The following is a 26,882-nucleotide window of genomic DNA, read 5'->3' as shown; positions in this document are numbered from 1 at the left end:
ACCTTGGCATTGAAAAAGGACCGCGCCCCAAGAGGGAGGCGGTCCCAAATCTTCGTAGAACCTATCGGTTTCGCTGGGGCGTAGACTTAGGTGCCGGAAGCAGCGGGTGTCCGCGTTGCCGAAACGCCATCAATGGCGGTGCCGATTTCGGTGGTCAGGTCTGCTGTGTTGTCACCGATTGTGTTGAAGGCAACCACGGCCAAGCCAACAATCGCAGCGGTCAGAACGACCCAGTCAACTGTCACGGCACCGTCTTCGTCTTTGCGGAAGTTTTTGATAAAGTTCATCATGTCATGTCCCTCCAAGGATCACTGAGTAAAAGGTCTTAACCTCGCCGTCCGGTTTGCCTCGTTCTCTCATTGAGGCTGTCCGACTTGGTATGACCCTATATAGCCGTCAGATTGGGGCGCGAATTTGGCAGCAACTGCGCCTTTTTCAGACCGTTCACTTTTTTCTTGCAAAAACTTCTTAACTCTCTGTTTATATGGAGTTTAATTCTTCTACCTGACCGTCCTGCTCCGCTTTCCCGTCGCCTGAGAGGACAATTGCGGCGAAACCGCCATGATCCCCGCCTCAAACGCTGGTCCGATTCCACGATTCGTGAGATATTGCCGAACAAAGGCGCGTCAGACGCAAGGTAGAGCAGGCATGTATCGTATATTGGCATTCTCGCTGGTCACGGCCCTTATGGCCCCTGTCGTTGCGGCAGAGGGCCCGAAACCCTTTCCTGAGTTTTCCGCCAAACGGGTCGGCCCGCCCAAGACGGGAGCCAAACGCATCACCGTGCAAATTGACCCGGTCGCACGCGCAGCCGCTGCGGCAAAGGTCGACACAGGCCCCGCCGTGGCCGCCACGCCAAGCGGCGCGATTGCGCCTTTGAAAGCGGGGCAGTTCGATTGGTTTTGGGATAAGGTCTCTCCCGCGGCGGAGCGTGGCGGGGCGGGGCGGTTGGCGCCTGCGATGGCGGCGCTTTCAACGGGCAAGGTGCCCGCGCCGCGCCTGCAGCACCTGCAAGATATCGCGCGCAGCAATGGGGTGGACATCCTGCGCGCCACGGTCGGCACGAATGTCTCTCCGGCGCTGGTGTTGGCGGTGATCAGCGTGGAATCGGCGGGACGTACCGATGCGGTAAGTCGGGCCGGGGCGGCTGGACTGATGCAATTGATGCCCGATACCGCTGCCCGCTTTGGCGTGGGCGACAGTATGGTCGCAGCCGAGAATATCTCAGGCGGGGTCAAATACCTTAATTGGCTGATGGGGGAGTTCGACCGCGATCCGATTCTCGTACTGGCGGGCTATAACGCGGGGGAGGGGTCGGTGCGCAAACATGCGGGCGTGCCGCCTTTTGCTGAGACGCGCGACTATGTGCCCAAGGTGTTGGCCGCTTTTCAAGTCGCGCAGGGGCTTTGCCTGACACCGCCGGAACTGATCAGCGATGGCTGTGTCTTTGCCGCGATGAACTGATCGCGAAAGCCGTGCCCCCGGCGGATGCCGCCGAGGGGTGCCGCCGGGGCGGTTGTTAAACGATGGTCGCTTGGGTCGCGGCGCGCAGCTCGTCTTCGGTCACGCCATCGGCGCATTCGACGATCTTCAGACCGCCTTCGACCACGTCGAGCACGCCAAGGTTGGTGATGATCCGGTCGACCACGCCCTTGCCGGTCAGCGGCAGGGTGCATTCTTTCAGCACCTTCGACTCACCCGCTTTGTTCTGGTGATCCATCACCACGATGACCCGTTTGACGCCGGCCACGAGGTCCATCGCGCCGCCCATGCCTTTGACCAGCTTGCCGGGGATCATCCAGTTCGCCAGATCGCCGTTCTCGGCCACTTCCATGGCACCGAGGATCGCCGCCGCGATCTTGCCGCCGCGGATCATGCCAAAGGACATGGCGCTGTCGAAATAGGCCGTGCGGCTGAGCTCAGTGATGGTCTGTTTACCAGCGTTGATAAGGTCGGGGTCTTCTTCGCCCTCAAAGGGGAAGGGGCCCATGCCCAACATGCCGTTCTCAGACTGCAGGGTGATGTCCTTGTCGCCGACGTAGTTCGCCACCAGCGTCGGAATCCCGATGCCGAGGTTCACATACATGCCGTCTTCGAGTTCCTCTGCGGCCCGCGCCGCCATTTGATCTCTATCCCAAGGCATTATGCTTCCTCCCGCTTGCGTGTCGTGACCTTTTCGATGCGCTTTTCGTGATCGCCTTGGATGATGCGATGCACGTAGATGCCCGGCAGGTGGATTTTATCGGGGTCGAGGCTGCCACGCGGGACGATCTCTTCGACCTCGACGATGCAGACCTTACCGCACATGGCGGCAGGCGGGTTAAAGTTGCGCGCGGTCTTGCGGAACATCAGGTTGCCAGTGTCGTCGGCTTTCCAAGCCTTCACGATCGACAGATCGGCAAAGATGCCCTCTTCGAGGATGTAATCCTCGCCCCGGAATTGCTTGACCTCTTTGCCCTCGGCGATCTGGGTGCCGACACCGGTTTTGGTATAGAAACCCGGGATGCCCGCGCCACCGGCGCGCATGCGCTCGGCCAAGGTGCCTTGGGGGTTGAACTCCAACTCCAACTCACCGGAGAGGTACTGGCGCATGAACTCGGCGTTCTCGCCCACGTAGGAGGAGATCATCTTTTTCACCTGCCGCGATTGCAGCAGAATGCCGATGCCGAAATCATCGACGCCCGCGTTGTTCGACGCAAAGGTGAGGTCTTTGGCCCCGTTTTCCTTGATCGCCTGCAACAGCAATTCCGGAATGCCACAAAGGCCAAAGCCCCCCGCGGCGATGAGCATGCCATCCGACAGAACGCCTTCCAGCGCTTCGGCGGCGGATCCATAGATTTTGTTCACGGGCGACCTCCCTCTGGTTTCGTTGCGCCATATGTGACCCTGCGTCGTCGCAGTGTCAATTACGTGGTGCTACGCAGCGAGGCCGCCCAGAAGGGTCAGATGATACGCACTTGCGTGCCGACGGGGCACATGCCGAAAAGCTCTTCGATCTTTTCGTTATAGAGACCAATACAACCGTCCGAGGACCGTCGCCCGATCTTGCGCGTGTCATGGGTGCCGTGGATGATATAGGCGGGCCAGCTGAGATACATCGCATGGGTGCCAAGCGGGTTATCGGGGCCGGGCGGCATGTATTTGTAGTGCGGGAAGCGTTCCATCATCGACGCGGTGGGGGTCCAATCGGGGCCCTCTTTCTTGCGCACGATCTCGGTGTAGCCGCGTTTGGTCAGCTCTTCGGTGGCGGGCACGGAGGTCGGGTAGACCTTGTAGGTCTGGCCGTCGGCGCTCCAATAATGCAGGGCGCGGCTGATGGTGTCGGCCACGATCGCGCCTTTGCCAAGACTGTCAAAGTGGTCCTGCCAACGCTGCGTGGCAAAGCTCGACGCATTGCGCGAAACAGGGGCTTCGTTGGAAAACTCGCGGGCCGCTTGGCCGAATTCCTGCGCGCGCAGGATTTGCGGGGTCATCAGCGCCGCACCGCTCGCGGCGATCACGCCACGTCGGGTGAATTTAATGCCTGACATCAATCTGCCTTTCATATTGGTCTTGCCGCCCACCCTGATCTGAAAATCGAAAGGAGATGGCAAATCACATATTCATGATGTTGGATGTAAACGCCGCCCACAGGCGGAACCGCGCCGATCCCCGGCGCGGCCGCTGTGGTCTGGCGGCGTGATTACGCGCTGTCGGCCTTTTTCGCCGCCGGTTTCTTCGCGGCGGGTTTCTTGGCCGGAGCCTTTTTGGCGGGCGCTTTCTTGGCTGCCGTCTTCTTTGCCGCGGCTTTCTTCGCCGGTGCCTTCTTGGTCGCCGCCTTGCGTTTGGCGGGGGACTTGGCGAGCTTCTCTTCGATCAACTCGACCGCGCGTTCCATGGTCAGGTCTGCCGGTTCGATCTCTTTCGGGATCGTCGCGTTGACCTTTTCCCACTTCACGTAAGGCCCGTATTTGCCTTCCATGACATTGACCGCGCCGCCCATATCCGGGTGCTCGCCCATCTCGCGGATCGGTTTTGCGGCCTTGCCACGGCCACCACGGCTGGCAACCTTCTCGGCCAAAAGCTGCACCGCGCGGTTCATGCCGACGGTCCAAACCTCATCGATGCCCTCAAGGTTGGCATTGGTGCCGCCCCGGTCCGAGGTGCTTTCGGCGTGTTTGATGTAAGGCCCGTAGCGGCCGATATTGGCCCAGACCATCACGCCGTCCTCGGGGTGGGGGCCGATCTCCCGCGGGAGGGAGAGCAGCATCACGCCCTGTTCCAGCGTCAAATCCTCGGGCACCCAGTCCTTGGGGATCGACTGGCGCGGCGGTTTTTTGTTTTCTTCGGTCACCGGCCCGCGCTGGACGTAAGGCCCGAAACGGCCCTTGAAAACGCGGATTTCGTCGCCCTGATCCTCACCCAAAAGCTTGCCATCAGGCGGAATGGCCGAGGCTTCGGCCTCTGGATCGGGCGGGCCGAAGGGGCGGGTGTAACGGCATTCGGGGTAGTTCGAGCAGCCGATAAAGGCGCCCCCCGAACGGGCCGTGCGCATCGACAGGCGGCCAATCTCGCAATTGGGGCAAAGCCGGGGGTCGCCACCGTCTTCGGTCGGCGGGAAAAGATGTGGCTCGAGCACTTCGTTGATCTTTTCCAAGACCTCGGTGATGCGCAATTCGGATGTTTCTGCAATCGCCGCCGAGAAATCCCGCCAGAAGCGGCGCAGCACTTCTTTATAGGCGGCATCGCCCGCGCTGACCTTATCAAGCTGGTCTTCGAGATCGGCGGTGAAATCATAGCCGATGTAGCGGCGGAAGTAGTTTTCGAGGAAGGCGGTTACGAGCCGTCCCTTATCCTCGGGGATCAGACGGTTGCCGTCCTTGCGGACATATTCACGGTCCTGAATCGTGGTGACAATGCTGGCATAGGTCGAGGGGCGGCCGATGCCGAGTTCTTCCATGCGTTTGACCAGGGTGGCTTCGGTATAGCGCGGCGGCGGCTGGGTGAAATGCTGCTCTGGGGTGACGGCGCGTTTGTCCATCGCGTCGCCTTGGCTGATCTGCGGCAGACGCTTGTCGTCCTCATCGACCACATCATCACGGCCTTCTTCATAGACCCGCAAGAACCCGTCGAACAGCACGACCTGACCATTGGCGCGCAGGCCAACCTGACCGTCATCGCTGCCGACCTCAACCGTGGTGCGCTCCAGCCGGGCGCTTTCCATCTGGCAGGCCAGCGTACGTTTCCAGATCAAATCGTAAAGCTTGGCCTGATCGGCATCGAGCTTCAGTGTCTTGGCGTCTTTGGTCATATCCGTGGGGCGGATACATTCGTGCGCTTCCTGAGCGTTTTTCGCTTTGTTTTTATAGATGCGCGGCTCTTTCGGCACGTAATCCGCGCCAAAGCGGTCAGCAATCGCGTCGCGCGCCATGCTCACCGCTTCGGGTGCCATGTCGATGCCGTCGGTCCGCATGTAGGTGATGTGCCCGGCCTCATAAAGGCGCTGCGCGGTCGACATGGTCTGGCGCGCGCCCATGGAGAATTTGCGGCTGGCTTCCTGCTGCAGGGTCGAGGTCATGAAGGGTGCCGAGGGGTTGCGGCTGGCCGGTTTCGCCTCGACGTTCATCACTTTCAGCGCGCGGCTGGTGATCGCCTGCACGGCCATCTCGGCCTGCGTGGCGTCGGCCAGATCGAAGCGATCCAGCTTTTTACCTGCAAGAGAAACAAGGCGCGTTTCGAATTCTTGGCCGCGCGGCGTGGCAAGCAGGGCCTTCACCGACCAGTATTCACGGGCGCGGAAGGCTTCTATCTCCATCTCGCGCTCGACGATCAGGCGCAGGGTGACCGATTGTACCCGGCCTGCGGATTTTGCGCCCGGCAGCTTGCGCCACAGCACGGGGGAGAGGTTGAACCCCACCAGATAGTCCAGCGCGCGGCGGGCGAGATAGGCCTCGACCAGCGGCATGTCGACCTGACGCGGGTTCTGCATCGCCTCGGTCACGGCCTTTTTGGTGATCTGGTTAAACACGACGCGGCTAACGGGCGTGTCTTTCTTGATCGACTTGCGCTTGGTCAGCGCCTCTTGCAGGTGCCAGCTGATCGCCTCGCCTTCGCGGTCGGGGTCAGTCGCGAGGATCAGTGCGTTGTCTTTGGCCAGCGCGTCGGCGATGGCTTTGACATGTTTTTTGCTGTCGGAGGCGACTTCCCATTTCATGTCGAAATCGGCGTCGGTGTCGACCGATCCGTCCTTTGGCGGCAAGTCCCGGACGTGGCCGTAAGAGGCGAGAACGGTGTAATCGTCGCCCAGATATTTGTTGATCGTTTTGGCCTTGGCTGGGGATTCGACAACGACGACGGGCATAAATACAGGCACCTTAGATCAAAAATGAGGGCGGCTTTGCGCTGTCTCATGTGGGATGGCGGGGGTGTTTGTCAATGCGGCTGCTGCGGATGAGGGGTTTGGCGCGCAGCGGTTTGGCAGGGCGGATGGGCCGTATTGCCGCCATTGACGCGCGGCTTTCGGCGGCGCCTTGGACGGGGGCGTTGCTCGCGGAGGCCCCACGGCGCAGCTATGGTTTGAGCGGGCCGAAATGTGCGACGCCGTCAGGCGGAACGGCTTAGCAACCCGCCGGGCTGACGCTGAATTTCCCCCTCCATCTCAAGATCAAGCAGGGCAGGGGCCACGTCACTGCTGGGCACTTGCAGATCGCGGATCAATTGATCCTCTGCAACTGGGGCGGGGCCGAGGCGGGCGAGGATCTGCGCGTGGAGCTTTGCGACGGGGCCGCGGTTTGGCGGAGGCGTTTTTGCCCGAAGTGGGGGCGGCGCGGGCTTGCGTCGGGGCGTTTCGGGCCTCGGCGTGGCCAACTCCGGCAAAACCTCCAACACGTCAGCGGCGGAGCGGACCAGCACTGCGCCGTCGCGGATCAGCATGTTGCAGCCCGCCGCGCGCGCGTCCATCGGGTGGCCGGGCACCGCCAGCACGTCGCGCCCCTGATCCAATGCATCGCGTGCGGTGATCAAACTGCCCGAGCGGGCCGCTGCCTCAACCACCACGGTTGCCCGGCTCAGGCCCGAGATGATGCGGTTGCGGCGTGGGAAATGCCGCGCCATCGGTTGCAGCCCCATGGGTTGCTCTGACAGGCGCAGCCCCTGCGCCGCGATCTGTTCCGCCAGTTCTGCATTCTCGCTGGGGTATATAATGTCGACCCCGCCCGCCTGCACGGCGATGGTGCCCTGGGCAAGCGCGGCGGAATGGGCTGCGGCGTCGATGCCCCGCGCAAGGCCGGAGACGACGACAAACCCAGCCTCCCCAAGCTCCGCCGCGAGGGTGCGTGCCATGCGAAGCCCAAGCGAGGAGGCATTCCGCGCCCCGACCAATGAAATCATAGGCCGGGAGAGGAGGGATGGGTCACCGATCACCCACAAAAAAGGCGGGGCATCGTCGAGATCATTCAACAGGTCAGGGTAGGGTGTTTGTCCCTGAATCAGCAGCCGCGCCCCGGCGGTGCGGGCGGCATTGAGGTCGGCCTGAACGACCCCCTCGGGGCAAATGCGATAGTCCGAAATGCCTGCGGCCTGCGCCACTTCGGGCAAGGCGTTCAGCGCATTGATCGCAGAGCCATGTTCATCCAGCAGACGCCGGTAGGTGGAAATGCCCACCCTGCGTGAGCGCAACAGACGAAGCCGGGCAAACTGTTCATCTTCCTGGGTGGGTGGGAGTGGGGGGTGAGTGGAAGAAGGATGTAGGTCCTTGTCAGTCATCCCGAAGCTCCGTCCGTTGCAGAATCAGGTATAGGATTTAGTGCTTAACAACCTATGAATTTTCTCCCACTCATTCGATTCAACTCAGACGTGTCGTCAGGTCGCGGCCCCGCCCACGGTCAGCCCGCCGATCATCAGGGTCGGCTGGCCCACGCCCACCGGCACCCATTGGCCTTGCTTGCCGCAGTTGCCCATTCCGGGGTCCAGCGTCGGGTCATTGCCGATGGCGCGGATCTGCTGCAGCGCCGTGGCCCCGTCGCCGATCAGCGTGGCTCCTTTGACCGGCGCGCCGATCTTGCCGTTTTGCACGCGGTAGGCCTCGGTGCAGGAAAATACGAACTTACCGTTGGTGATATCGACCTGACCGCCGCCGAAACCGACGGCATAGATCCCGTCTTTGAGGTCGGCCACGATATCACCCGGCGCTGCGTCTCCACCCAGCATATAGGTGTTGGTCATCCGCGGCATCGGGATATGTGCATAGGATTGCCGCCGTCCGTTCCCGGTTGAGGCGCCGCCCATCAGCCGCCCGTTCTGACGGTCCTGCATATAGCCCACCAGCACGCCATCCTCGATCAGCACATTGCGCGCCGAGGGGGTGCCTTCATCATCGACCGAGATTGAGCCGCGCCGGTCGGGGATCGTGCCATCGTCCAGCACGGTCACGCCCTTTGCCGCAATCTGTTGGCCCATCAGCCCGGTAAAGGCGCTGGAGCCCTTGCGGTTGAAATCGCCCTCAAGCCCATGGCCGATGGCTTCGTGCAGCAGGATGCCGGGCCAGCCGGGGCCAAGCACCACGTCCATCACGCCCGCCGGGGCAGGGACGGCTTCAAGGTTCACACAGGCGATGCGCAGGGCTTCGCGGACCTTGGCCTGCCAGTCTTCGGGGTCCAGCATCCCGTCCAGCCCGATCCGCCCGCCGCCGCCGACACCGCCGCTCTCGCGGCGGCCATCCTGCTCGACAATGACCGAGACATTGACACGCGTCATTGGGCGCACGTCGCGCACCGAATGCCCCTCAGGGCGGAGGATCTCGACCTCCTGAATGCTGGCCGCGATCGTCGCACTCACCTGCACCACGCGGGAATCGAGGCTGCGGGCATAGGCGTCGATCTCGCGCAGGGTATCGACCTTGACCGGAAAGGCATGGCCTGCGATCGGGTCTTCGTCAGTATAAAGCCGCTTGTTGCTGGCCTGCGGAGCATCGGCCCAAGTGCCGCCGCCATCGCCCACCGCAAGCCGCGCCGTCTCCGCCGCGCGGCGCAGGGACGCCTCGCTCAGTTCGGTGGAATGGGCGTAGCCTGCAACCTCACCGCGCACGGCGCGCAGGCCAAAGCCCTCGGCGGCATCGTAGCTGGCGGTTTTGAGGCGTCCGTCGTCGAACACCAGCGCCTCTGAGCGGCGGCGTTCGAGGAACAATTCCCCGTCATCGGCACCGGCCACGGCCTCGCGCAGCACGTTCAGAGCGGTTTCTCGGTCCAGATCGGCCTCGAAGGGGGTGAAATGCGCGCGGCTCATTGGGGGTATCCTTGCTTGCTGTCACAAAACTGTCTCGCGCGGCTCTATGACGCAAGCATGTGACTTTATCTTGTAGGCAGAATATGATTGTAAGCATCCAGGATTACAACGGCACCGGATCGCAGCAGCGGTTTGGGGTGCCTTATCGGCTTCTTAATGGTCACAAGATCAGGACGACATATGAAACATCTACTCCCCCTTTCCGGTCTTTTGACCAGCCTTGCCGCCCTGCCTGCATTGGCACAGGACAGCCTGCGCATTGACGGGCTTGATGTCATCGGCAGACCTGTTGACGGCGAGACAGGCTTTCAACCCGCTGTGACGCGGTTGGCGCAGGATATCCACGATCTGGATTACCTGATTCTCGTGATCATCACGCTGATCACCATTTTCGTGACCGGTCTGATCATCTGGGTCATGATCCGCTACAACAAAAAGCGGAACCCGAACCCCTCGTCCTTCACGCACCACACCCCGATTGAGATCGCTTGGACGATCCTGCCGATTCTGGTCCTTGTGCTGATCGGTGCCTATTCGCTGCCGATCCTGTTCCGCCAGCAGGAAATCCCCGAAGCGGACATCACCATCAAGGCCATCGGCAACCAGTGGTACTGGACCTATGAGTATGTCGACGAAGAGATTGCCTTTGACAGCTATATGATCGGTGCCCCAGCCACGCTGGGTGACGGCGACGAAGATGTGACCCCCTTCGTGTTGAACGACGCGATGGTCGCCAAGCTCGAAGACGAAGGCTATGCCCGCGAAGACTTCTTGCTGGCCACCGACACATCGGTGGTGATCCCCGTGGGCAAGACCATCGTGGTGCAGGTTACCGCAAGCGACGTGATCCATTCTTGGACCATTCCCGCTTTCGGCGTGAAACAGGACGGCGTGCCGGGCCGTTTGGCGGAACTATGGTTCACCGCCGAACAGGAAGGCGTCTACTTCGGTCAGTGTTCCGAGCTTTGCGGTCAGGCCCACGCCTATATGCCGATCACCGTCAAAGTCGTCTCGGAAGAGGCATATGCGGAATGGCTTGGCAACGCCAAGGCGGAATATGCTGGCATCGAACAGCCGCTGACCGTCGCCTCTAAGTAAGCCAGTTCCACGGGGCAGGGCACAGGCCCGTGCCCCGTGTTTACCCTTGGAAGGTTCGGGATGACTGACATCACCAATACGCCAACAAGTGAATACGACGCGCAGTTGGGGGATTACTTCGCCCTGCTGAAGCCGCGCGTCATGTCGCTGGTCGTCTTCACGGCCTTCGTGGGGCTGTTGGCCGCGCCGGTTTCGGTCAATCCCGTCATCGGCTTTTGCGCGATCTTGTTCATCGCCATCGGCGGCGGTGCCTCGGGCGCGCTGAATATGTGGTGGGACGCCGATATCGACGCGGTGATGCGCCGCACGCGCGGGCGCCCGATCCCCTCGGGCCGGGTCCAACCCGGTGAGGCGCTGACGCTTGGCGTGGCGCTCTCGGGCCTGTCGGTGATGATGCTGGCGCTGGCGACTAACCTGCTGGCGGGCGGGATGCTGCTTTTCACTATCCTTTTCTACGCCGTTTTCTATACCATGTGGCTCAAGCGTCTGACGCCGCAGAACATCGTCATCGGCGGTGCCGCGGGGGCTTTCCCGCCGGTGATCGGCTGGGTCGCGGCCACGGGCAGCTTCTCGGTCGAGGCATGGTTGATGTTCGCACTGATTTTCATGTGGACCCCGCCGCATTTCTGGGCGCTGGCGCTCTTCATGCGCTCTGATTATGACGATGCCAAAGTGCCGATGCTGACCGTGACCCACGGCCGCCCGGCGACGCGGATGCATATCCTTGTCTACACGGTTCTGCTGGCCGCATTGGCCGTTGGCACAGCCTTTACCGCCATCGGTGGCATTTTCTACTTCGCTGTGGCGCTGGTCTTGAACGCCGCTTTCCTGCTAGGTGCTTACCGCATCTGGAAGCGGGACGAGGTCATGGCCGAGGGTGACGATTATGCCGAAGAGCGCAAGTTCTTCCGCCTGTCGCTGGCCTATCTCTTTTTGCACTTCGGGGCGATTCTGGGCGAAGCGGCCCTGCGCACCTTTGGATTGGGGGGCTGGTAATGGGCATCCGACCAGAACACGAGCTTCACGAACGCCGCCGGGGCCGCAATATCGGCGTGGGCCTGATGCTGGGTGCCTTCGTGGTGCTGATCATGGCGCTGACCTACGTCAAGATCACGCAAACGGATTTTGAATTGCCGGCCAACCAACGTGAGGTGACCCAGTAATGGCGCTTTCCGGTCCTCAGAAAACAGTGATGCAAACCGTGAGTGTCGTGGTGCTGATGGGCGGTTTGGCTTGGGCATCTGTCCCTTTCTACGATTGGTTCTGTCGCGTGACAGGCTTCGGCGGGACGCCGGGGCAGGTATCGGCAGGCAGCGCGGATGTGCTGGACCAGACCGTCAAGGTCCGCTTTGACGGCTCGCTCAACGATGGCATGCCGTGGGAGTTCAAACCCGTGGTGCGTGAAATGGAAGTGCGGATCGGCGAGACCGGACTGGCCTTCTATGAAGCCTATAACCCCACCGACCACGCCGTCGCGGGGCAGGCCAGCTACAACGTAACCCCCTATACCGCCGGGCCGTTTTTCGAAAAGATCGACTGCTTTTGCTTTACCGAACAGGTGCTGGCACCGGGCGAGCGCGTGCAGATGCCGGTAAGCTTCTTCGTCGATCCGGAAATGGTCGAAGACCGCGATGGGAAGTTTGTACATACCATCACTCTGTCCTATACATTCTACGAAATTGACCTGCCCGAGGGCTATGCCGCCCTCGATCAGGACAGCGCCACAACAACGAATTAACGACCTGATTAAACAAAGGTGAGGGACCCGCAACCATGGCCCATGCAAAAAACCACGACTACCATATTCTCCCCCCCTCGACCTGGCCGCTTTTGGGGTCGGTAGGCGGATTTGCCATGCTGGCGGGCGCCGTCCTGTGGATGCACGGAATGACGCCCTTCGTCTTCTTGGGCGGGCTGGTCGCCACACTTTACGTCATGTTCGCATGGTGGGCCGAAGTGGTCTCTGAAAGTGAAGTGGGCGATCACACCGGTGTGGTGCGGATCGGCCTGCGCTATGGCTTCATCCTGTTCATCATGTCCGAAGTCATGTTCTTCGTCGCGTGGTTCTGGTCCTTCTTCAAACAGGCCCTTTACCCGATGTATGAGTATGTCGGCTCAGAGTACGTCCAGCCCGAAATCCACGCGGTTGACGCCTTTCACCTGCCGCTGATCAACACGCTGGTGCTGCTGCTGTCAGGCTGTGCCGTGACATGGGCCCACCACGCGCTGGCGCATGAGAACAACCGCAAGGACCTGATCTCGGGCCTGACCATCGCCGTGATCCTCGGCGTGCTCTTCACCGCGTTGCAGGCTTACGAATACTACGAACTGCTGGTCCATGACGATTGGACCTTCGGCGGCGATATGTATTTCTCCAGCTTCTTCATGGCGACCGGTTTCCACGGCTTCCACGTTGTGATCGGCACGATCTTCCTCTTCGTCTGCCTGCTGCGCGCCATGCGCGGCCACTTCACCCCCGAACGCCACGTCGGCTTCGAGGCGGCGGCGTGGTACTGGCACTTCGTTGACGTGGTCTGGCTGTTCCTCTTCTTTGCCGTCTACATGTGGGGCCAGCCCTAAACATAAGGCGGGGTTGCATCCGCGCCCCACACCCGTAAAACCCAAACGCGCGAAGCCCTCTTCGCGCGTTTGTCGTTTCAGCCAGAGAGATTCGAATGCGGCGCAGCCTGTTCTTCATCATCGTCGGCCTTGGCGGGGCAGCCATCCTCGTCGCACTCGGGGTCTGGCAGGTGCAGCGGCTGGCATGGAAAGAGGCGATCATCGCCGATATCAACGCCCGGATCACCGCCGCTCCGGTGGCCTTGCCCCGCGATCCTGACCCACAAGCCGACGCCTATCTGCCCGTCACGGTCAGCGGAGAGATCGGGGCCGAGGCGCTGCATGTGCTGGTCAGCCAGAAGCAGAAAGGCGCAGGCTACCGTGTCATCGCGCCCATGACCTTGGAGGATAGCCGCCGCATCCTCGTCGACCTCGGCTTTACCGCCACAGCGAACAAAGACGCCATCGCCCCCGCGGGCAGCGCCACCCTGACCGGCAACTTGCAATGGCCCCAAGAGGTCGACAGTTTCACGCCCGAAGCCGACACCGAAAGCAACATCTGGTTCGCCCGGGATGTGGAGGTCATGGCTGACACGCTCAACACCGAGCCGCTCCTCGTCGTGGTCCGCGACGGCAGCGGGCCGGACCCCAAGATCACGCCGCTGCCCGTGGATACCGCCCGTATCCCCAACGATCACTTGCAATATGCGATCACCTGGTTTTCCCTCGCCGCCATCTGGCTGGCGATGACCGTTCTTTTCCTGCGCCGCCGCCGCGCCCCTGCAACGCCGAAAGTCGACTGACCCTATGCGCTATATCTCTACCCGTGGCACCGCCCCTGTCCTGTCCTTCGAAGAGGCGATGCTGACCGGCCTTGCCCGTGACGGCGGGCTCTATGTGCCCGAAACCATCCCGACGCTTACGCCTGAGCAAATCAACGCCATGCAGGGCCAAAGCTACGAAGAGGTCGCCTTTACGGTTATGCGCCCCTTCATCGGCGACACGTTTACCGACGACGAATTCCGCGCCATCATCGCCCGCGCCTACGAGGGTTTCGGCCACGCCGCCCGCGCACCCATGGTGCAACTGGCTCCGAACCACTTCCTGCTAGAACTCTTCCACGGCCCGACACTGGCGTTCAAAGACTTCGCCATGCAGTTGATCGGGCAGATGTTTCAGGCCGCTCTGGGTCGCAAGGGCGAGCGGGTGACCATCGTCGGCGCGACCTCCGGCGACACAGGCTCGGCCGCGATCGAAGCCTTCAAAGGGCTCGATAACGTCGATGTTTTCATCCTCTACCCGCATGGTCGGGTGTCAGACGTGCAGCGCCGTCAGATGACAACGCCATCGGAGTCCAACGTCCACGCCCTCGCCATCGACGGCGACTTCGACGACTGCCAAGCGCGCCTGAAAGACATGTTCAACGATTTCGACTTCCGTGATTCCGTCCGGCTGGCAGGGGTGAACTCGATCAACTGGGGCCGGGTGCTGGCGCAGGTGGTTTACTACTTCACCGCCGCTACCAGCCTCGGCGCGCCGGGCCGCGAGATCAGCTTCACCGTGCCCACCGGCAACTTCGGTGACATCTTTGCAGGCTACATTGCCAAACGCATGGGCCTGCCCATTGCCGATCTGGTGGTGGCCACCAACCAAAACGACATCCTGCACCGCTGTCTCTCAGGCCAAGGCTACCACAAAGGCGGCGTAACCCCCTCAATCAGCCCCTCGATGGACATCCAAGTCTCGTCCAATTTCGAGCGCGCCCTCTTCGACGCATATGACCGCGATGCCGGGGCCGTGGCGCAACTGATGGACGAATTGGGGCAGGGCGGTTTCGACGTTTCCCAAGGCGCCATGCAGGCGCTGCAAGACACCTACCGCTCGGGCCGCGCCTCGGAAGAAGAAACCACCGCCACCATCACCGACCGTCGCCGCACCACGGGTGAGCTGCTCTGCCCACATTCCGCCGTCGGCGTGAAAGTCGCGGATGAGCTGCGCGATCCGGCCACCCCGATGGTCACGCTGGCCACCGCGCATCCGGCCAAATTCCCCGACGCGGTGGAAGCCGCCACCGGCATTCGCCCGCCCCTGCCGCCGCGCATGTCGGACCTTTTCGACCGCGAAGAGCGTTTCACCCGGCTGCCCAATGACCTCGACGCGCTGAAAGCGCATATCAAAGGAAACCTCCCCGCGTGAGCCTCCAACAGACCACATTGCCCAACGGCTTCCGGATCGTCACCGAACATATGGAGGGGCTCGCCTCCTCCGCCATCGGCGTCTGGGTGAACGCAGGCGCACGGCACGAAACGCCCCAGCAAAACGGCATCGCGCATTTCCTTGAACACATGGCCTTCAAGGGCACCGCCACCCGTTCTTCGTTGCAAATCGCCGAAGCGATCGAAGACGTGGGCGGCTATATCAACGCCTATACCTCGCGCGAAGTCACCGCCTATTATGCGCGGGTGTTGGAAAACGACGTGGCGCTCGGCCTCGACGTGATCGCCGACATCCTGCGCAACCCGGTGCTGGACCCCTCCGAAGTCGAAGTCGAACGCGGCGTGATCTTGCAAGAGATCGGCCAAGCGCTCGACACGCCCGACGACGTGATCTTCGACTGGCTCCAAGAGCAGGCCTATCCCGATCAACCCATCGGGCGCACCATCCTCGGCCCGTCCGAACGTGTCTCGGCCTTCTCACGCGACGATCTGCAACGCTTCATCGCGGACCACTACGGCCCCGAGCAGATGATCCTCTCGGCTGCCGGTGCCGTGGACCACGACAAGATCGTAAAACTGGCCGAAAGCCTCTTTGGCGACATGCCCTCGAAAAAGCTCTACCAGATCGACAGCGCCCGTTTCGGCGGCGGCGAGTTCCGACAGGTCAAACAGCTTGAACAGGCCCATTTCGCCCTTGGCTTTGAAAGCCCCGGGTACCGCTCCGACGACATCTACATCGCCCAAATCTACGCCTCTGCCTTGGGGGGCGGCATGTCTTCGCGCCTGTTCCAAGAGATCCGCGAAAACCGTGGCCTCTGCTACACGATCTTTGCCCAAGCAGGCGCCTATGCCGATACCGGCATGACCACGATCTACGCGGGCACCAGCGCCGAGCAACTGCCCGAACTGGCAAACATCACCATCGACGAGATGAAGCGCGCCGCCTCTGACATGTCGCCCGCCGAAGTCGCCCGCGCCCGCGCACAAATGAAAGCCGGGTTGCTGATGGGGCTGGAAAGCCCCTCGAACCGCGCCGAGCGACTGGCCCGCCTGATCCAGATCTGGGACCGCGTTCCGCCCCTCGAAGAGACCGTGGCCCAGATTGACGCCGTCACCACCGGCGATGTGCGCGATTTCGCCGAGCGCATGGCGACCCAAGCTCCGGCGGCATTGGCCCTCTACGGCCCGGTCGACAGCGCACCAACGCTCGACGAGCTTCACAGCAGACGCGCCGCCTGATGCTGCTGGGGCGACGCAAACTGCGGATCGAAACGGAACGGCTGACCCTGCGTCCGCCGGTCCACGCCGATTTCCGCGCCTGGTCCGCCCTGCGCCGCGCCAGCAACGACTACCTGCGCCCGTGGGAGCCGACATGGGCCGAGGATCACTTGACCCGCAAAGCCTTTACCAACCGTGTCTATTGGGCGCAGCGCTCGGTGTCTTCGGGCAACGCCATGCCGCTCTTCCTGATCCGCCGCAGCGATCAAAACCTCGTGGGCGCCATCACGCTCGACAACATCCGCCGCGGCCCCGCGCAATCCGGCACGCTCGGCTATTGGACGGGCGAACCCTTCGCCCGCCAAGGCTACATGCGCGAGGCGATAGAGGCGACGGTGCATCAGGCCTTCACCCGGCTTGATCTGTCCCGCATCGAAGCCGCCTGCCTGCCGGAAAACCAAGCCTCCCGGGGGTTGCTAGAGAAGGCCGGCTTCAAATATGAGGGCGTCGCGCAAAGCTATCTGCAAATCGATGGCCGCTGGCGGACCCATGTGCTCTATGCCTCCCTCCGTAAAGATCGGCGCGGCCGCACCGATGTCGGCTAGGCCGTCGGCCTCAGCCTGATACGTCCCGCAGAGTTCGCAGGGGAGGCACGCCACCATCCCCACCAAGCATCCACACCGACTGTTCATACGCTTTGCCCTTGCATCGCCGAGCCCCGCGCAGGATCAAAGGATCATGACACTGAACCCCGCCGACACCGCCTTCACCGATACCTTGCGCGCACAACTGCCCGACGACGTGCTGCGCAAGCCCGAACAGCGCTACCTCGAAGAACCCCGAGGCCGCTACGCCGGGCAGGGCGGTGTGCTGGCCCTGCCACGCAGCACCGAAGAGGTCGCCACCCTGATCCGCGCCGCCCATGCCGCCCGCGTGGCGGTGGTGCCCTACGGCGGCGGTACCGGCCTTGTCGGGGGGCAGATCAGCAGCAATGGCCCGGCTCCGCTGATCCTTTCCCTTGAGCGCATGAACCGCATCCGTGCCGTGCTGCCCGAAGAGAACGTACTGGTCGCCGAAGCGGGCGTCATCCTCGCCGATGTCCAAGCCGCCGCCGAAGAGGCAAACCGCCTCTTCCCCCTGTCCCTCGCTGCCGAAGGGACGGCGCGCATCGGCGGCACGCTCTCAACCAACGCAGGCGGCACCGGCGTGCTGCGCTACGGCAATGCCCGCGACCTTTGCCTCGGCCTCGAAGCCGTCCTGCCTGACGGCGAAATCTGGCACGGCCTCACCCGCCTACGCAAAAACAACACCGGCTACGACCTGCGCAACCTGCTGATCGGCGCCGAAGGCACGCTCGGCGTGATCACCGCCGCCGCCCTCAAACTTTATGCGCGCCCGGCCCGCAGTGGCACCGCGCTGATGGTCGTCGAAAGCCCAGCCGCGGCGCTGACGCTTCTCTCCCTCGCGCGGGATCACTTAGGCGAAATGATTAGCGCTTTTGAACTGATGCACCGCAGAGGTTTCGATTTCCTTAATGAAACACTGCCCAACATCCGCCAACCCTTCGCCGAAACCCCGCATTGGTGCGTCTTGATCGACATCGGCACCCCCGGAGAGATCGATACCCACGCCGCCCTAGAGACACTCTTCGCCGCAGCGCTTGACGCGGGCCTCGTCTCCGACGGTCTCATCGCCCAAAACGCCCAGCAGGCCCAAGACTTCTGGACCATCCGCGAAACCATCCCCGAGGCCAATCGCCTGATCGGCTCGGTCTCAAGCCACGACATCTCAGTGCCCCTCGGCGCGATCCCCGAATTCATCACCCGCGCCACCGACGCGCTCTCGGCCCTCGGCAACTTCCGCATCAACTGTTTCGGCCATGTCGGGGACGGCAACCTGCACTACAACGTCTTCCCCGCAAAGGGCAAAAACCGCGCCGATTACGAAGGCCAACGCGACGCGGTGAAACGTCTGGTCCATGACCTCGTCCACGACCTCGGCGGTTCGTTCAGCGCGGAACATGGCGTGGGCCGCATCAAGGTCGACGACCTCGAACGTTACGGCGACCCCGCCAAACTTACCGCCATGCGCGCCATCAAAGCGGCCCTTGATCCCAAGGGCATCATGAACCCCGGCGCCGTCCTAAGGGCTTAAAGCCCGTCAAAAGCGCAAAGCGCATGGACCTCTTTGCCAAGCGCTTCCAAACGCTTGCGCCCGCCCAGTTCCGGCAGGTCGATGATAAAGGCGCAGGAAACGATCTCGCCGCCCAAACGCTCGATCAGTTTGATCCCGGCCTCCGCCGTGCCACCCGTGGCCAGCAGATCGTCCACAACCAAAACCTTTTCGCCCGGCTTGATCGCATCATCATGCAACTCAACAATGGCCTCGCCATATTCAAGCTTATATTCTTGACTGATCACCGTGCCGGGCAGCTTGCCCTTCTTGCGGATCGGCACAAAGCCCACGCTCAATTGATGCGCAATCGCCCCGCCAAGGATGAAACCGCGCGCTTCTAACCCGACCACCTTGTCGATGTTGATCCCCGCATAGGGATGCAGCATCTGGTCGATCGCCATGCGAAACCCGCGCGGATCGGCAAAAAGCGTTGTCACGTCACGAAACATGATTCCCTCATGGGGGAAATCTACGATCGTGCGAATATAATCCTGAACCTGTTTCATGCCGCCCTTCCGCGTGTTTGACCGGACCCGTCTTAGCGCAACGCGCCGCCCGGGCGAACCCCCCATCTGCGCCCGCCGCACAACATCCAGAAAGGGGCGCCAAACCCCCTCCCTTCATCCTTTCTTAAATACCGTCCGCACTCAGCCAAGCAGGGCCGCCGCCCGCGGTCAAAGCATCCGCCCCGCCACCGCATCCAGCTTGGCCAGCAACTCAGGATCGCGCGCATCCGGCTGGGTCAGGATCGCAAACTCCAGCGCCCGGTCACAGCCATGCGGGCAGGGCGCGCGCTCGGCACCCAAAAGCGCGGGCAGCCGCGAGACCATGGCGCGGCCCTTGTTGGCATTGCCCATCAGCGTGGCGATGATCTGCGTGACATCCACCTCGCCGTGGTCTGGGTGCCAACTGTCGTAATCGGTGATCATCGCCACGCTCGCATAGCAAAGCTCCGCCTCGCGGGCGAGCTTCGCCTCGGGCATATTGGTCATCCCGATCACATCCGCGCCCCAGCTTTCGCGGTACATTTTCGATTCCGCCAGCGTCGAGAATTGCGGCCCCTCCATTGCCAGATAGGTGCCGCCACGGTGCACGTTGATGCCCGCGTCCCGCGCGGCGGTCTCGCAGGCGTCGCTTAACCGCGGGCAGGTGGGATGGGCGACAGAGACATGCGCCACGCAGCCGGGACCGAAAAAGCTTTTCTCGCGGGCCATGGTGCGGTCGATGAACTGATCGACGACCACGAAATCCCCCGGTGCCATCTCCTCGCGGAACGACCCGCAGGCGGAAACGCTGATCACATCCGTACAGCCCAATCGCTTAAGCGCGTCGATATTCGCGCGGTAGGGGACAGAGGTCGGCGTATGCACATGCCCCCGGCCATGGCGCGGCAGAAAGACCATGGCGACCCCGTTCAGCGTTCCGGTCAGCACCTGATCCGACGGCGCGCCCCAAGGAGTCTCAACCGTGACCCAATCGGCATCCTGAAGCCCGTCGATGTCGTAAATGCCGGAGCCGCCGATCACGGCGATTTTCGTATCTGTCATGGAGGGAGCCTGTGCCTTGGATGGTTGCCGGTAAGGCCCAAAGAACCTCATAGAATGCCACGGGGATCAAGTGTTTTTGCCACGAGACGCGACACGTCTGCGTCAGGGGGGGGCGGTCCTGCGCCGCTTACTCGGTCCGCCAAAGTGTTTCTGCATTGCAGCAAACTCTGCCCGAGGGGAGGCAATACGCTTTTCTTTGCGGCGAAATTCCTCTAGATGCAGCCAAAAGCGCCCCGCATCCGCGGTCAGGGCGCTATATCCGTCTTCCGAAAGTCAAAGGACGCCCCCATGCGCGCCACGCTGCACAATTTTGCCAAGAACCTTGATGTGACCGATCTGCGTTGGATGCCGGATGACGGTTTCTCCATCGGGCGGCTGCGCATCGAATTGCTGTCGGGGCTGACCGTGGCGCTGGCCTTGGTGCCCGAAGCGGTGGCTTTTGCTTTTGTCGCCGGGGTACACCCTCTGGTCGGGCTTTATGCCGCCTTCCTCGTTGGTCTCATCACCGCGCTGATCGGTGGTCGGCCGGGTATGATCTCGGGCGCCACAGGCGCACTGGCGGTGGTCATGGTGGCCTTGGTGGCGCAGCATGGGGTTGAATACCTCTTTGCCACCGTGGTGCTGATGGGGCTTTTGCAGATCTTCGCAGGGGTCATGCAGTGGGGCAAGTTCATCCGGCTGGTGCCGCATCCGGTGATGCTGGGCTTTGTCAACGGGCTCGCCATCGTGATTTTCCTTGCCCAGATGAGCCAGTTCAAAGTGCCCGGCACCATGGTCGATACCGGCCACGGCATGGGCGGTGGCGAGTGGCTTTCGGGCCAGCCGCTCTACCTGATGCTGGCGCTGGTGGCGGCAACCATGGCGATCATCTGGATCACCCCGCGCATCACCAAGGTGATCCCCGCGCCGCTTGCGGGCATCGGGGTGATTGCCGCTCTGGTGATCGGTTTCGGCCTCGACGTGCCGCGGGTGGGTGATCTGGCTTCGATCCAAGGCGGCCTGCCGAGCCTGCATATCCCCATGGTGCCGCTCACTTGGGAAACCTTTGAGATCATCTTGCCCTATGCCGTGATCCTCGCCGCCATTGGCCTGATCGAAAGCTTGCTGACACTGAACCTTGTGGGTGATCTTACCGGTAAGCGCGGCGGCGCCAGCCAAGAGTGTATCGCCCAAGGTGTGGCCAACACGGTCACCGGTTTCTTCGGTGGCATGGGCGGCTGCGCGATGATCGGTCAGTCGATGATCAACGTGAAATCCGGTGGCCGCACCCGTGTCGCCGGGATCGCGGCAGCAGTGTTCTTGCTGCTTTTCATTCTCGTCGGGTCCTCGGTGATTGAACTTATCCCGCTTGCTGCCCTCGTTGGCGTGATGTTCATGGTGGTGATCGGCACCTTCGCTTGGAACTCGCTCACCATCCTGCGGAAAGTGCCGCTGATCGATGCTTTCGTCATCATTCTGGTGACGGTGGTGACCGTGATGGAGGACCTCGCCGTGGCGGTGGTCGTGGGTGTGATCGTCTCGGCGCTAGCCTATGCGTGGAACAACGCGCGCCGTATCCATGCGACCACGCGGGGGTCGGTGACCGAAGAGGGCGCCAAGGTCTATGAGATCCACGGCCCGCTGTTCTTCGGCTCCTCCGATGGCTTTGCCGAGCTTTTCGACGTGGAGAACGACCCCGAGGTGGTGATCGTCGATTTCGCCGACAGCCGGGTGGTAGATCAATCCGCGCTACAGGCGATTGAGGCGATGGCCGCGAAATACGAGGCCGCGGGCAAGCGTTTGCAGCTGCGCCACCTGAGCCGCGATTGTCACCGGTTGCTGACCAAGGCGGGGCATCTGATGGTCGATAGCGATGACGACCCCGATTATGAATTGGCGGTCGATTACGATGTGCGCACCGGGGTTCTGGGCGGGCACTGAATGGGAAACCCGGCGCCGAGAGGTGCCGGGTTTTGTTTTTTGTTCGAGGTTACCACCGGCCCGGGACCAGCCGCAGGCGCCGGGCCATCGCCTGCCCGCCCGTCACGCCAAAGGCGTGCCGTATCATTCTGAGCGCACCTCCGGTGCGACCGGGTAGGCGATCCGGCGAGGCTAGGCGCGACACTGAGAAGGCACATTATGGCTGAACCATAAAGTGGCAACTGGCATTGTCTCATCGCCGACCCGCGGGCAGGCGATGACCCTCGCATTGCAACTGCAGCCCTCAGCCTTCAATCATCCGGCCGCTTTAACTCAAACACATCCCGCACCACCGTGTAATCGCGATACCCCAGACGCGACAGCGGTTGAAACTGCGTCACGTCAAACCGCCCGTCCACCACACAATCATCGCGCATATGCACGCCCACGACCTCACCGAAAACCGCAAAGTTCGCCTCGCCCGGCAGTTGCACGATCTGCGTCAGCTTGCACTCTAAGCTGGCTGGCGCATTTGCAACCCGCGCGCAGGCGATCTGTTCGCATTGGGCTTTGTCGATCCCGGCGCGGGCGAATTCGTCCTCGCCATGAGGCAGGGTGGCCGAGGTCACGTTCATCACGTCGCGCGCCGCATATTCCACCACGTTTACGCAAAACACCCCGGTCTCGCGGATGTTGGCCACGGAATCCTTGGTGCCGTCGACATCTTCCTTGGCGCTGGTCGAGGCGAACATCACCTGCGGCGGCACATAGGCCACAGCGTTAAAGAAAGAATAGGGCGCGAGGTTGTCGCGGCCCTGACCGTCACGGCTGGAGATCCAGCCGATGGGGCGGGGGCTGACGATGGCGTTGAACGGATTATGCGGCAGACCATGGCCGTCTTCGGGACGATAGAACATGAACACTCCTTGATGGTTTGCACCCATGGCTAGCCTCATGCTACGTCCAGCGCCACCCGCAATTGCTCCTGAAAGCCTCCGGCCTTGCATCAGACGCCCTACAAGATGACCCCGGAGGTGCCCGCCGACCATTGGGAAGTCGAAGCGCTCTATGACACCTGTTTTGCGCCGGGGCGCGAGGCGCTGTCGTCATACCGGCTGCGCGACGGCGTGCCGCCTGTGGCGGGGCTAAGCCATGTGGCCCGCGACAGTGCGGGCATTCTGGCGGGCGCGATCCGCTATTGGCCCGTGCGCATCGGCGCGGCGAAGGCACTGTTGCTTGGCCCGGTGGCGGTGCACCCCACAAGGCAAGGCGAAGGGCTGGGCGCGGGGCTGATCGAAACCTCACTAGAGCAAGCGGCCCCGCTGGGGTGGGAACGTGTGATGCTGGTGGGCGACGCGCCCTATTACAACCGCTTCGGCTTTACCCTGCTGCAAGACATAGAGATGCCTCCGCCCACGAACCCCGCGCGCATCTTGGGCCGCGCCTTGGCCGAAGGGGCTTGGGCCGGGGTCACCGGCAAGGTTCGCCGCTGGCACGATTGATTTTACCCCAGACCCGACCCACATTGAGCCTAAGCTTAAAGAGGGACGCCCATGCAGATCGAAAGCAACCTGCCCAGCACCATCGATGTCGACGCCCGGCTGGATGAAATCGCCCGCCGCTATAAACAGGCGGGCGGGGTTGGAATTCATGTGCTGAACCTCATCGGCGGCAGCGCCGATGGGTTGATCGACCGATTGCCGGGTGCTGTGCGCCGCAATCTCGAAGGGGCGACGATGAAGGCGCTTGGCCATGCCATGCAGGCCGCCCATTCCAGCCGCAGCTATGTGAAGGACCAGCAGGGCTGGCTGAACCAAGCGGTCTCAACCGCCATGGGCGCGGCAGGCGGGGCCGGGGGGCTGCCCACTGCATTGGCCGAACTGCCCGTGACCACAACGCTGCTTTTGCGTGTCATCCAAGGCGTGGCGGCAGAACATGGGTTTGATCCGGCGGCTGAGAATGTGCAGTTCGACTGCGTCCATGTCTTCACCGCCGCAGGGCCGTTGGCCGATGACGATAGCGCCGATCTGGGGTTTCTGACGGTCCGCATGGCGCTGACGGGCCGTGCGATGAACGCGGTGATCGCCCGTGTCGCCCCGCGGCTGGCATTGGTGATGGGGCAAAAGCTCGCCGCGCAGGCGGTGCCGGTGCTGGGCGCAGTGGCCGGGGCGGCGACGAACTATGCCTATACCAGCTATTACCAAGACATGGCCCATGTGCATTTCGGCCTGCGCAGACTGGCGATAGAGGCGGATATCCCGCAAGAGGATCTGGTTGCCCGACTGCGGCAGAAAATGGGTCGGACGCCGCCCAAGATCTGATCAGCGCCCGATACTGCCCGGCGCTACGGTGGTGGCCTTGATGATGGCGTAGCACCCCATCCCCTCGCGCAGGTTAAGATCGCGCACTGCCCGCGCCGTGACGCGGGCAAGCAGGCGGTCACCGCCCGCGTCCAGCGCAATGGCAGCGCCCGGCCCGTCACCGGGGTGCACCGCATCCACCCGCACGGGCAGAATGTTAACGGAAGACAGCCCCTCGGGCCGCTGGCGCGACAAGATCACATCCTGCGCCAAGACCCGCAGCCGCACCCGCGTGCCAACCGGCGCTTGCACCCCCGGCAATTCCAGCTGCCCCGCCCGCACGGCGAGGGTCGAAAGCCCGTCTTCTGCATGGGCGATGACGTCAGCCTCCAGCACCGCACCCGCTTCGCGCACGCCCAGCAGGGGCACGGCGGCGGGGTCGGCCATGACATCAAACAGCGCGCCCTGCGCCTTCAGCCGTCCGTTTTGCAACAAGACCAGCCGATCGGCGAGCCGGGCAATCTCATCCACCGCGTGGCTGACGTAGAGGATCGGCAGGCCCAATCCCCCGTCGCGCAGGCGTTCGAGATAGGGCAGAATCTCTTGCTTGCGCGGGCCATCAAGGCTCGCCAATGGTTCGTCCATCAGCAGCAGGCGCGGATGGCAAAGCAGGGCGCGACCAAGGGCAACACGCTGCTTTTCTCCGCCCGACAGGGTCGCCGGGGCACGGTCGAGCAAGGGTTCAAGCCCCAGAAGCGCCACGACATCCTCAAAGCCCGCACCTTGGCTGCCACGCGGGGCATAGCGCGCGCCGAAGGTCAGGTTCTTGCGCACGTCAAGATGCGGAAAAAGCCGCGCATCCTGAAAGACATAGCCCAGCCCGCGGCGATGTGGCGGCACCCAGATGCCGCGCTGCGTATCCAAAAGCACCTCACCCTCCAGCACCACGCGGCCGACATCAGGGCGCAGCAATCCCGCAAGCGCGTTGATCACCGTCGTCTTGCCCGCACCCGAGCGGCCGAAAAGCGCGGTGATGCCCCCTTCGGTGGTGAATGACAGGTCCAGATCGAAGCCATCGAACCCATGGCGCAGCGTGACCTCCAGCATCAGCGCGCCCCCGCGATACGTCTGGCGACCCGCCGGGCCAAAGCTTCGGAAAGCAGCACGGCGGCCAGCGCCACCAGCCCGGCCAGCGCCGCCATCGTCAGCGCGCGGCTCTCGCCGCCCGGTACCTGCAATGCCGTCCAAATCGCGCTCGGTAGGGTTTGGGTCTGGCCGGGGATATTGGCAACGAAGGTGATCGTCGCACCGAATTCGCCCATCGCCTTGGCAAAGCCCATCACCGCCCCGGCAAGGATGCCGGGAAAGATCAGCGGAAGGGTGACGCGGCAAAATACGCTCAGGCGCGGCGCGCCAAGCGTGGCGGCGGCGGCCTCGATCCGGGGGTCGACGGCTTCGATCGCCAACCGCATGGCGCGGACCATCAGCGGGAAGCCCATGATCAGCGCGGCCAACGCCGCGCCCGTCCAGTGAAAGGCAAGGCCGATGCCGAGGCTCTCTAACAGGCGGCCCAAAGGGGCGTTGCGGCCAAAGCTGAGCAGCAGCAGATAGCCCGTCACCACTGGCGGCAGCACCAGTGGCAGATGGACCAGCGCACTCAGAAAACCCTTGCCGCGAAACTCCTTGCGGGCAAGAATCCACGCGACCCAAAGCGCCAGCGGCAGAGAGCAGAGCATCGCCACGCTCGCCACCCGCAGCGAAAGTAACAGCGCGGCCCAAGCGGCAGCGTCAAGAACCATGATCGGCCCGGAGGAAACCATGATCCTCAAGGATCGTCTGCGCCTTTTGCGTGATCAGGAAATCGACCAGCGCGGTGCCTTCCGGCGTCAGGGCAGCGGCGGGATAGGTGATGGGGGCATGGGTATCGGCAGGCACCTCATAGACGATCTGCACGTCCTCCTCGGCATGGGCGTCACTGGCATAGACCACGCCAAAAGGCGTATCACCGCGCGCGACCAAAGCCAGTGCGGCGCGGACATTGTCGGTCTCGGCCAATTGGCTTTGCAGGCTCTCCCATAGACCCTCATGGGTCAGCCATTCGCGGGCATAGCTGCCTGCGGGCACCGCATCGCGTTGGCCCATGGCGAGCCGCCCCATGCGGCCCAGCCGGGCGGGCAGGTCGGCAGGCTGGGACAGCGCGGCGGTGCCACGGGGGGCGATCAGCACCAAGTGGTTGCGGGCGATGATCTGGGCCTGCTCGGCGGTGCTAATCCCTTGATCCACCAGCCAATCCATCCAATCGATGTTCGCCAGCAGGACGACATCCGCAGGCGCTCCGGCAGCGACCTGACGGGCCATCGTGCCCGACCCGCCGTAGGCCAAGACCAATGGCGCGGGGAACGCTTCTGCGATCTCCTCCAGCGCGCCGCGTAGGCTGGCGGCGGCAAAGACGGTCAGCGGTGCCTCGGCCCGAAGGGGGAGGGCAAGGCCGCAGAGCAGGGTCAGAAGGGCGCAAAATCTTATCATTTTGGTAGTATCTTTGATGCATTGAAGGGGGGCAAGTGCATATGGCCAGACAAGGATTGCCGCGCTAGGGTGAAGGCGAAAAC

The 26,882-nt window shown here is 62.7% G+C and carries 27 protein-coding genes; 14 read left to right on the top strand and 13 right to left on the bottom strand.

Annotated elements, in window-relative coordinates:
• Window positions 1-86: 86 nt before the first annotated feature.
• A complete protein-coding gene (locus K3758_RS13260; protein ID WP_259945735.1) occupies window positions 87-290 on the bottom strand; it encodes a Flp family type IVb pilin in 204 nt (67 codons plus the stop codon).
• 358 nt (window positions 291-648) lie between these two features.
• Between K3758_RS13260 and K3758_RS13255 the strand changes: the two genes are divergently transcribed.
• Window positions 649-1,464: a lytic transglycosylase domain-containing protein gene (locus tag K3758_RS13255; RefSeq protein WP_259945732.1), complete on the top strand. Its 816-nt coding sequence runs from the start codon at window positions 649-651 to the stop codon at window positions 1,462-1,464.
• Window positions 1,465-1,519: 55 nt separating this feature from the next.
• Here the strand turns inward: K3758_RS13255 and K3758_RS13250 are convergent, their stop codons facing one another.
• From K3758_RS13250 to tldD, 6 genes are all read right to left on the bottom strand, one after another.
• Complete coding sequence (locus K3758_RS13250) at window positions 1,520-2,143, bottom strand: CoA transferase subunit B (protein ID WP_067621991.1); 624 nt, start codon at window positions 2,141-2,143, stop codon at window positions 1,520-1,522.
• Entirely contained in the window at window positions 2,143-2,847 is a 705-nt protein-coding gene (locus tag K3758_RS13245) for a CoA transferase subunit A (RefSeq protein WP_067935997.1), read from the bottom strand. Before K3758_RS13245 ends, K3758_RS13250 begins: the two co-directional genes overlap by 1 nt.
• Before the next feature lie 95 nt (window positions 2,848-2,942).
• A complete protein-coding gene (locus tag K3758_RS13240; protein WP_067622006.1) occupies window positions 2,943-3,530 on the bottom strand; it encodes a L,D-transpeptidase in 588 nt (195 codons plus the stop codon).
• 152 nt (window positions 3,531-3,682) lie between these two features.
• On the bottom strand, window positions 3,683-6,340 hold the full coding sequence (topA, locus tag K3758_RS13235) for a type I DNA topoisomerase (RefSeq protein WP_259945727.1): 2,658 nt from the start codon (window positions 6,338-6,340) through the stop codon (window positions 3,683-3,685).
• 242 nt (window positions 6,341-6,582) lie between these two features.
• A complete protein-coding gene (dprA, locus tag K3758_RS13230) occupies window positions 6,583-7,743 on the bottom strand; it encodes a DNA-processing protein DprA (RefSeq protein WP_259945725.1) in 1,161 nt (386 codons plus the stop codon).
• 96 nt (window positions 7,744-7,839) lie between these two features.
• A complete protein-coding gene (tldD, locus tag K3758_RS13225) occupies window positions 7,840-9,261 on the bottom strand; it encodes a metalloprotease TldD (RefSeq protein WP_259945723.1) in 1,422 nt (473 codons plus the stop codon).
• A 180-nt stretch (window positions 9,262-9,441) separates the two neighbouring features.
• On the opposite strand from tldD, the gene coxB reads away from it, so the two are divergent.
• The 10 genes from coxB to K3758_RS13175 all read left to right on the top strand — a co-directional run bounded on the left by coxB (window position 9,442) and on the right by K3758_RS13175 (window position 18,506).
• Window positions 9,442-10,359, top strand: coding sequence for a cytochrome c oxidase subunit II (gene coxB, locus K3758_RS13220; RefSeq protein ID WP_067621911.1), 918 nt, complete (start codon window positions 9,442-9,444; stop codon window positions 10,357-10,359).
• 60 nt (window positions 10,360-10,419) lie between these two features.
• On the top strand, window positions 10,420-11,355 hold the full coding sequence (cyoE, locus tag K3758_RS13215; protein ID WP_259945721.1) for a heme o synthase: 936 nt from the start codon (window positions 10,420-10,422) through the stop codon (window positions 11,353-11,355).
• The gene (locus K3758_RS13210; RefSeq protein ID WP_120351631.1) at window positions 11,355-11,522 is read left to right on the top strand and encodes a cytochrome C oxidase assembly protein; all 168 of its coding nucleotides are present in this window, start codon (window positions 11,355-11,357) and stop codon (window positions 11,520-11,522) included. Before cyoE ends, K3758_RS13210 begins: the two co-directional genes overlap by 1 nt.
• A complete protein-coding gene (locus K3758_RS13205) occupies window positions 11,522-12,097 on the top strand; it encodes a cytochrome c oxidase assembly protein (protein WP_067621902.1) in 576 nt (191 codons plus the stop codon). The genes K3758_RS13210 and K3758_RS13205 overlap by 1 nt, the downstream gene beginning before the upstream one ends.
• A 35-nt stretch (window positions 12,098-12,132) precedes the next feature.
• The gene (locus K3758_RS13200) at window positions 12,133-12,939 is read left to right on the top strand and encodes a cytochrome c oxidase subunit 3 (protein ID WP_259945718.1); all 807 of its coding nucleotides are present in this window, start codon (window positions 12,133-12,135) and stop codon (window positions 12,937-12,939) included.
• Window positions 12,940-13,034: 95 nt separating this feature from the next.
• Entirely contained in the window at window positions 13,035-13,721 is a 687-nt protein-coding gene (locus K3758_RS13195; protein WP_132444370.1) for an SURF1 family protein, read from the top strand.
• 4 nt (window positions 13,722-13,725) lie between these two features.
• Window positions 13,726-15,114, top strand: a complete 1,389-nt coding sequence (thrC, locus tag K3758_RS13190; protein ID WP_259945715.1) for a threonine synthase — start codon at window positions 13,726-13,728, stop codon at window positions 15,112-15,114.
• A complete protein-coding gene (locus K3758_RS13185; protein WP_120351626.1) occupies window positions 15,111-16,373 on the top strand; it encodes a pitrilysin family protein in 1,263 nt (420 codons plus the stop codon). The genes thrC and K3758_RS13185 overlap by 4 nt, the downstream gene beginning before the upstream one ends.
• The gene (locus K3758_RS13180) at window positions 16,373-16,957 is read left to right on the top strand and encodes a GNAT family N-acetyltransferase (protein ID WP_259945712.1); all 585 of its coding nucleotides are present in this window, start codon (window positions 16,373-16,375) and stop codon (window positions 16,955-16,957) included. Before K3758_RS13185 ends, K3758_RS13180 begins: the two co-directional genes overlap by 1 nt.
• 133 nt (window positions 16,958-17,090) lie before the next feature.
• Window positions 17,091-18,506, top strand: coding sequence for an FAD-binding oxidoreductase (locus K3758_RS13175; RefSeq protein ID WP_259945711.1), 1,416 nt, complete (start codon window positions 17,091-17,093; stop codon window positions 18,504-18,506).
• Here the strand turns inward: K3758_RS13175 and K3758_RS13170 are convergent.
• Window positions 18,503-19,033, bottom strand: coding sequence for an adenine phosphoribosyltransferase (locus K3758_RS13170; protein ID WP_067939895.1), 531 nt, complete (start codon window positions 19,031-19,033; stop codon window positions 18,503-18,505). The two genes, K3758_RS13175 and K3758_RS13170, sit on opposite strands and share 4 nt — an antisense overlap.
• 168 nt (window positions 19,034-19,201) lie before the next feature.
• The gene (locus K3758_RS13165) at window positions 19,202-20,074 is read right to left on the bottom strand and encodes an S-methyl-5'-thioadenosine phosphorylase (protein WP_259945707.1); all 873 of its coding nucleotides are present in this window, start codon (window positions 20,072-20,074) and stop codon (window positions 19,202-19,204) included.
• A gap of 288 nt (window positions 20,075-20,362) precedes the next feature.
• On the opposite strand from K3758_RS13165, the gene K3758_RS13160 reads away from it, so the two are divergent.
• Window positions 20,363-21,994 (top strand): SulP family inorganic anion transporter, encoded by a 1,632-nt coding sequence (locus tag K3758_RS13160; protein ID WP_259945705.1) that lies wholly within the window; start codon window positions 20,363-20,365, stop codon window positions 21,992-21,994.
• 290 nt (window positions 21,995-22,284) lie between these two features.
• On the opposite strand, the gene K3758_RS13155 is transcribed toward K3758_RS13160, so the two are convergent.
• A complete protein-coding gene (locus K3758_RS13155; RefSeq protein WP_259945703.1) occupies window positions 22,285-22,890 on the bottom strand; it encodes a flavin reductase family protein in 606 nt (201 codons plus the stop codon).
• A gap of 105 nt (window positions 22,891-22,995) precedes the next feature.
• On the opposite strand from K3758_RS13155, the gene K3758_RS13150 reads away from it, so the two are divergent.
• Window positions 22,996-23,475: a GNAT family N-acetyltransferase gene (locus K3758_RS13150; RefSeq protein WP_259950099.1), complete on the top strand. Its 480-nt coding sequence runs from the start codon at window positions 22,996-22,998 to the stop codon at window positions 23,473-23,475.
• A 51-nt stretch (window positions 23,476-23,526) separates the two neighbouring features.
• Window positions 23,527-24,294 (top strand): EcsC family protein, encoded by a 768-nt coding sequence (locus tag K3758_RS13145; RefSeq protein ID WP_132444375.1) that lies wholly within the window; start codon window positions 23,527-23,529, stop codon window positions 24,292-24,294.
• Here K3758_RS13145 and modC read toward each other — a convergent pair whose 3' ends face one another.
• Genes modC through modA form a run of 3 tightly spaced genes read right to left on the bottom strand, consistent with a single transcriptional unit; the run spans window position 24,295 to window position 26,799 of the window.
• A complete protein-coding gene (gene modC, locus K3758_RS13140) occupies window positions 24,295-25,380 on the bottom strand; it encodes a molybdenum ABC transporter ATP-binding protein (RefSeq protein WP_409202607.1) in 1,086 nt (361 codons plus the stop codon).
• Window positions 25,380-26,072 (bottom strand): molybdate ABC transporter permease subunit, encoded by a 693-nt coding sequence (gene modB / locus K3758_RS13135; protein ID WP_259945700.1) that lies wholly within the window; start codon window positions 26,070-26,072, stop codon window positions 25,380-25,382. Before modB ends, modC begins: the two co-directional genes overlap by 1 nt.
• Complete coding sequence (gene modA / locus K3758_RS13130; RefSeq protein ID WP_259945698.1) at window positions 26,062-26,799, bottom strand: molybdate ABC transporter substrate-binding protein; 738 nt, start codon at window positions 26,797-26,799, stop codon at window positions 26,062-26,064. The genes modB and modA overlap by 11 nt, the downstream gene beginning before the upstream one ends.
• Window positions 26,800-26,882 lie beyond the last annotated feature (83 nt).

Source organism: Sulfitobacter sp. W002 (assembly GCF_025142135.1).
Lineage (GTDB): Bacteria > Pseudomonadota > Alphaproteobacteria > Rhodobacterales > Rhodobacteraceae > Sulfitobacter > Sulfitobacter profundi.
The sequence above is the reverse complement of the archived record's forward strand: the minus strand, read 5'-3'. Positions and strand labels throughout refer to the sequence as shown.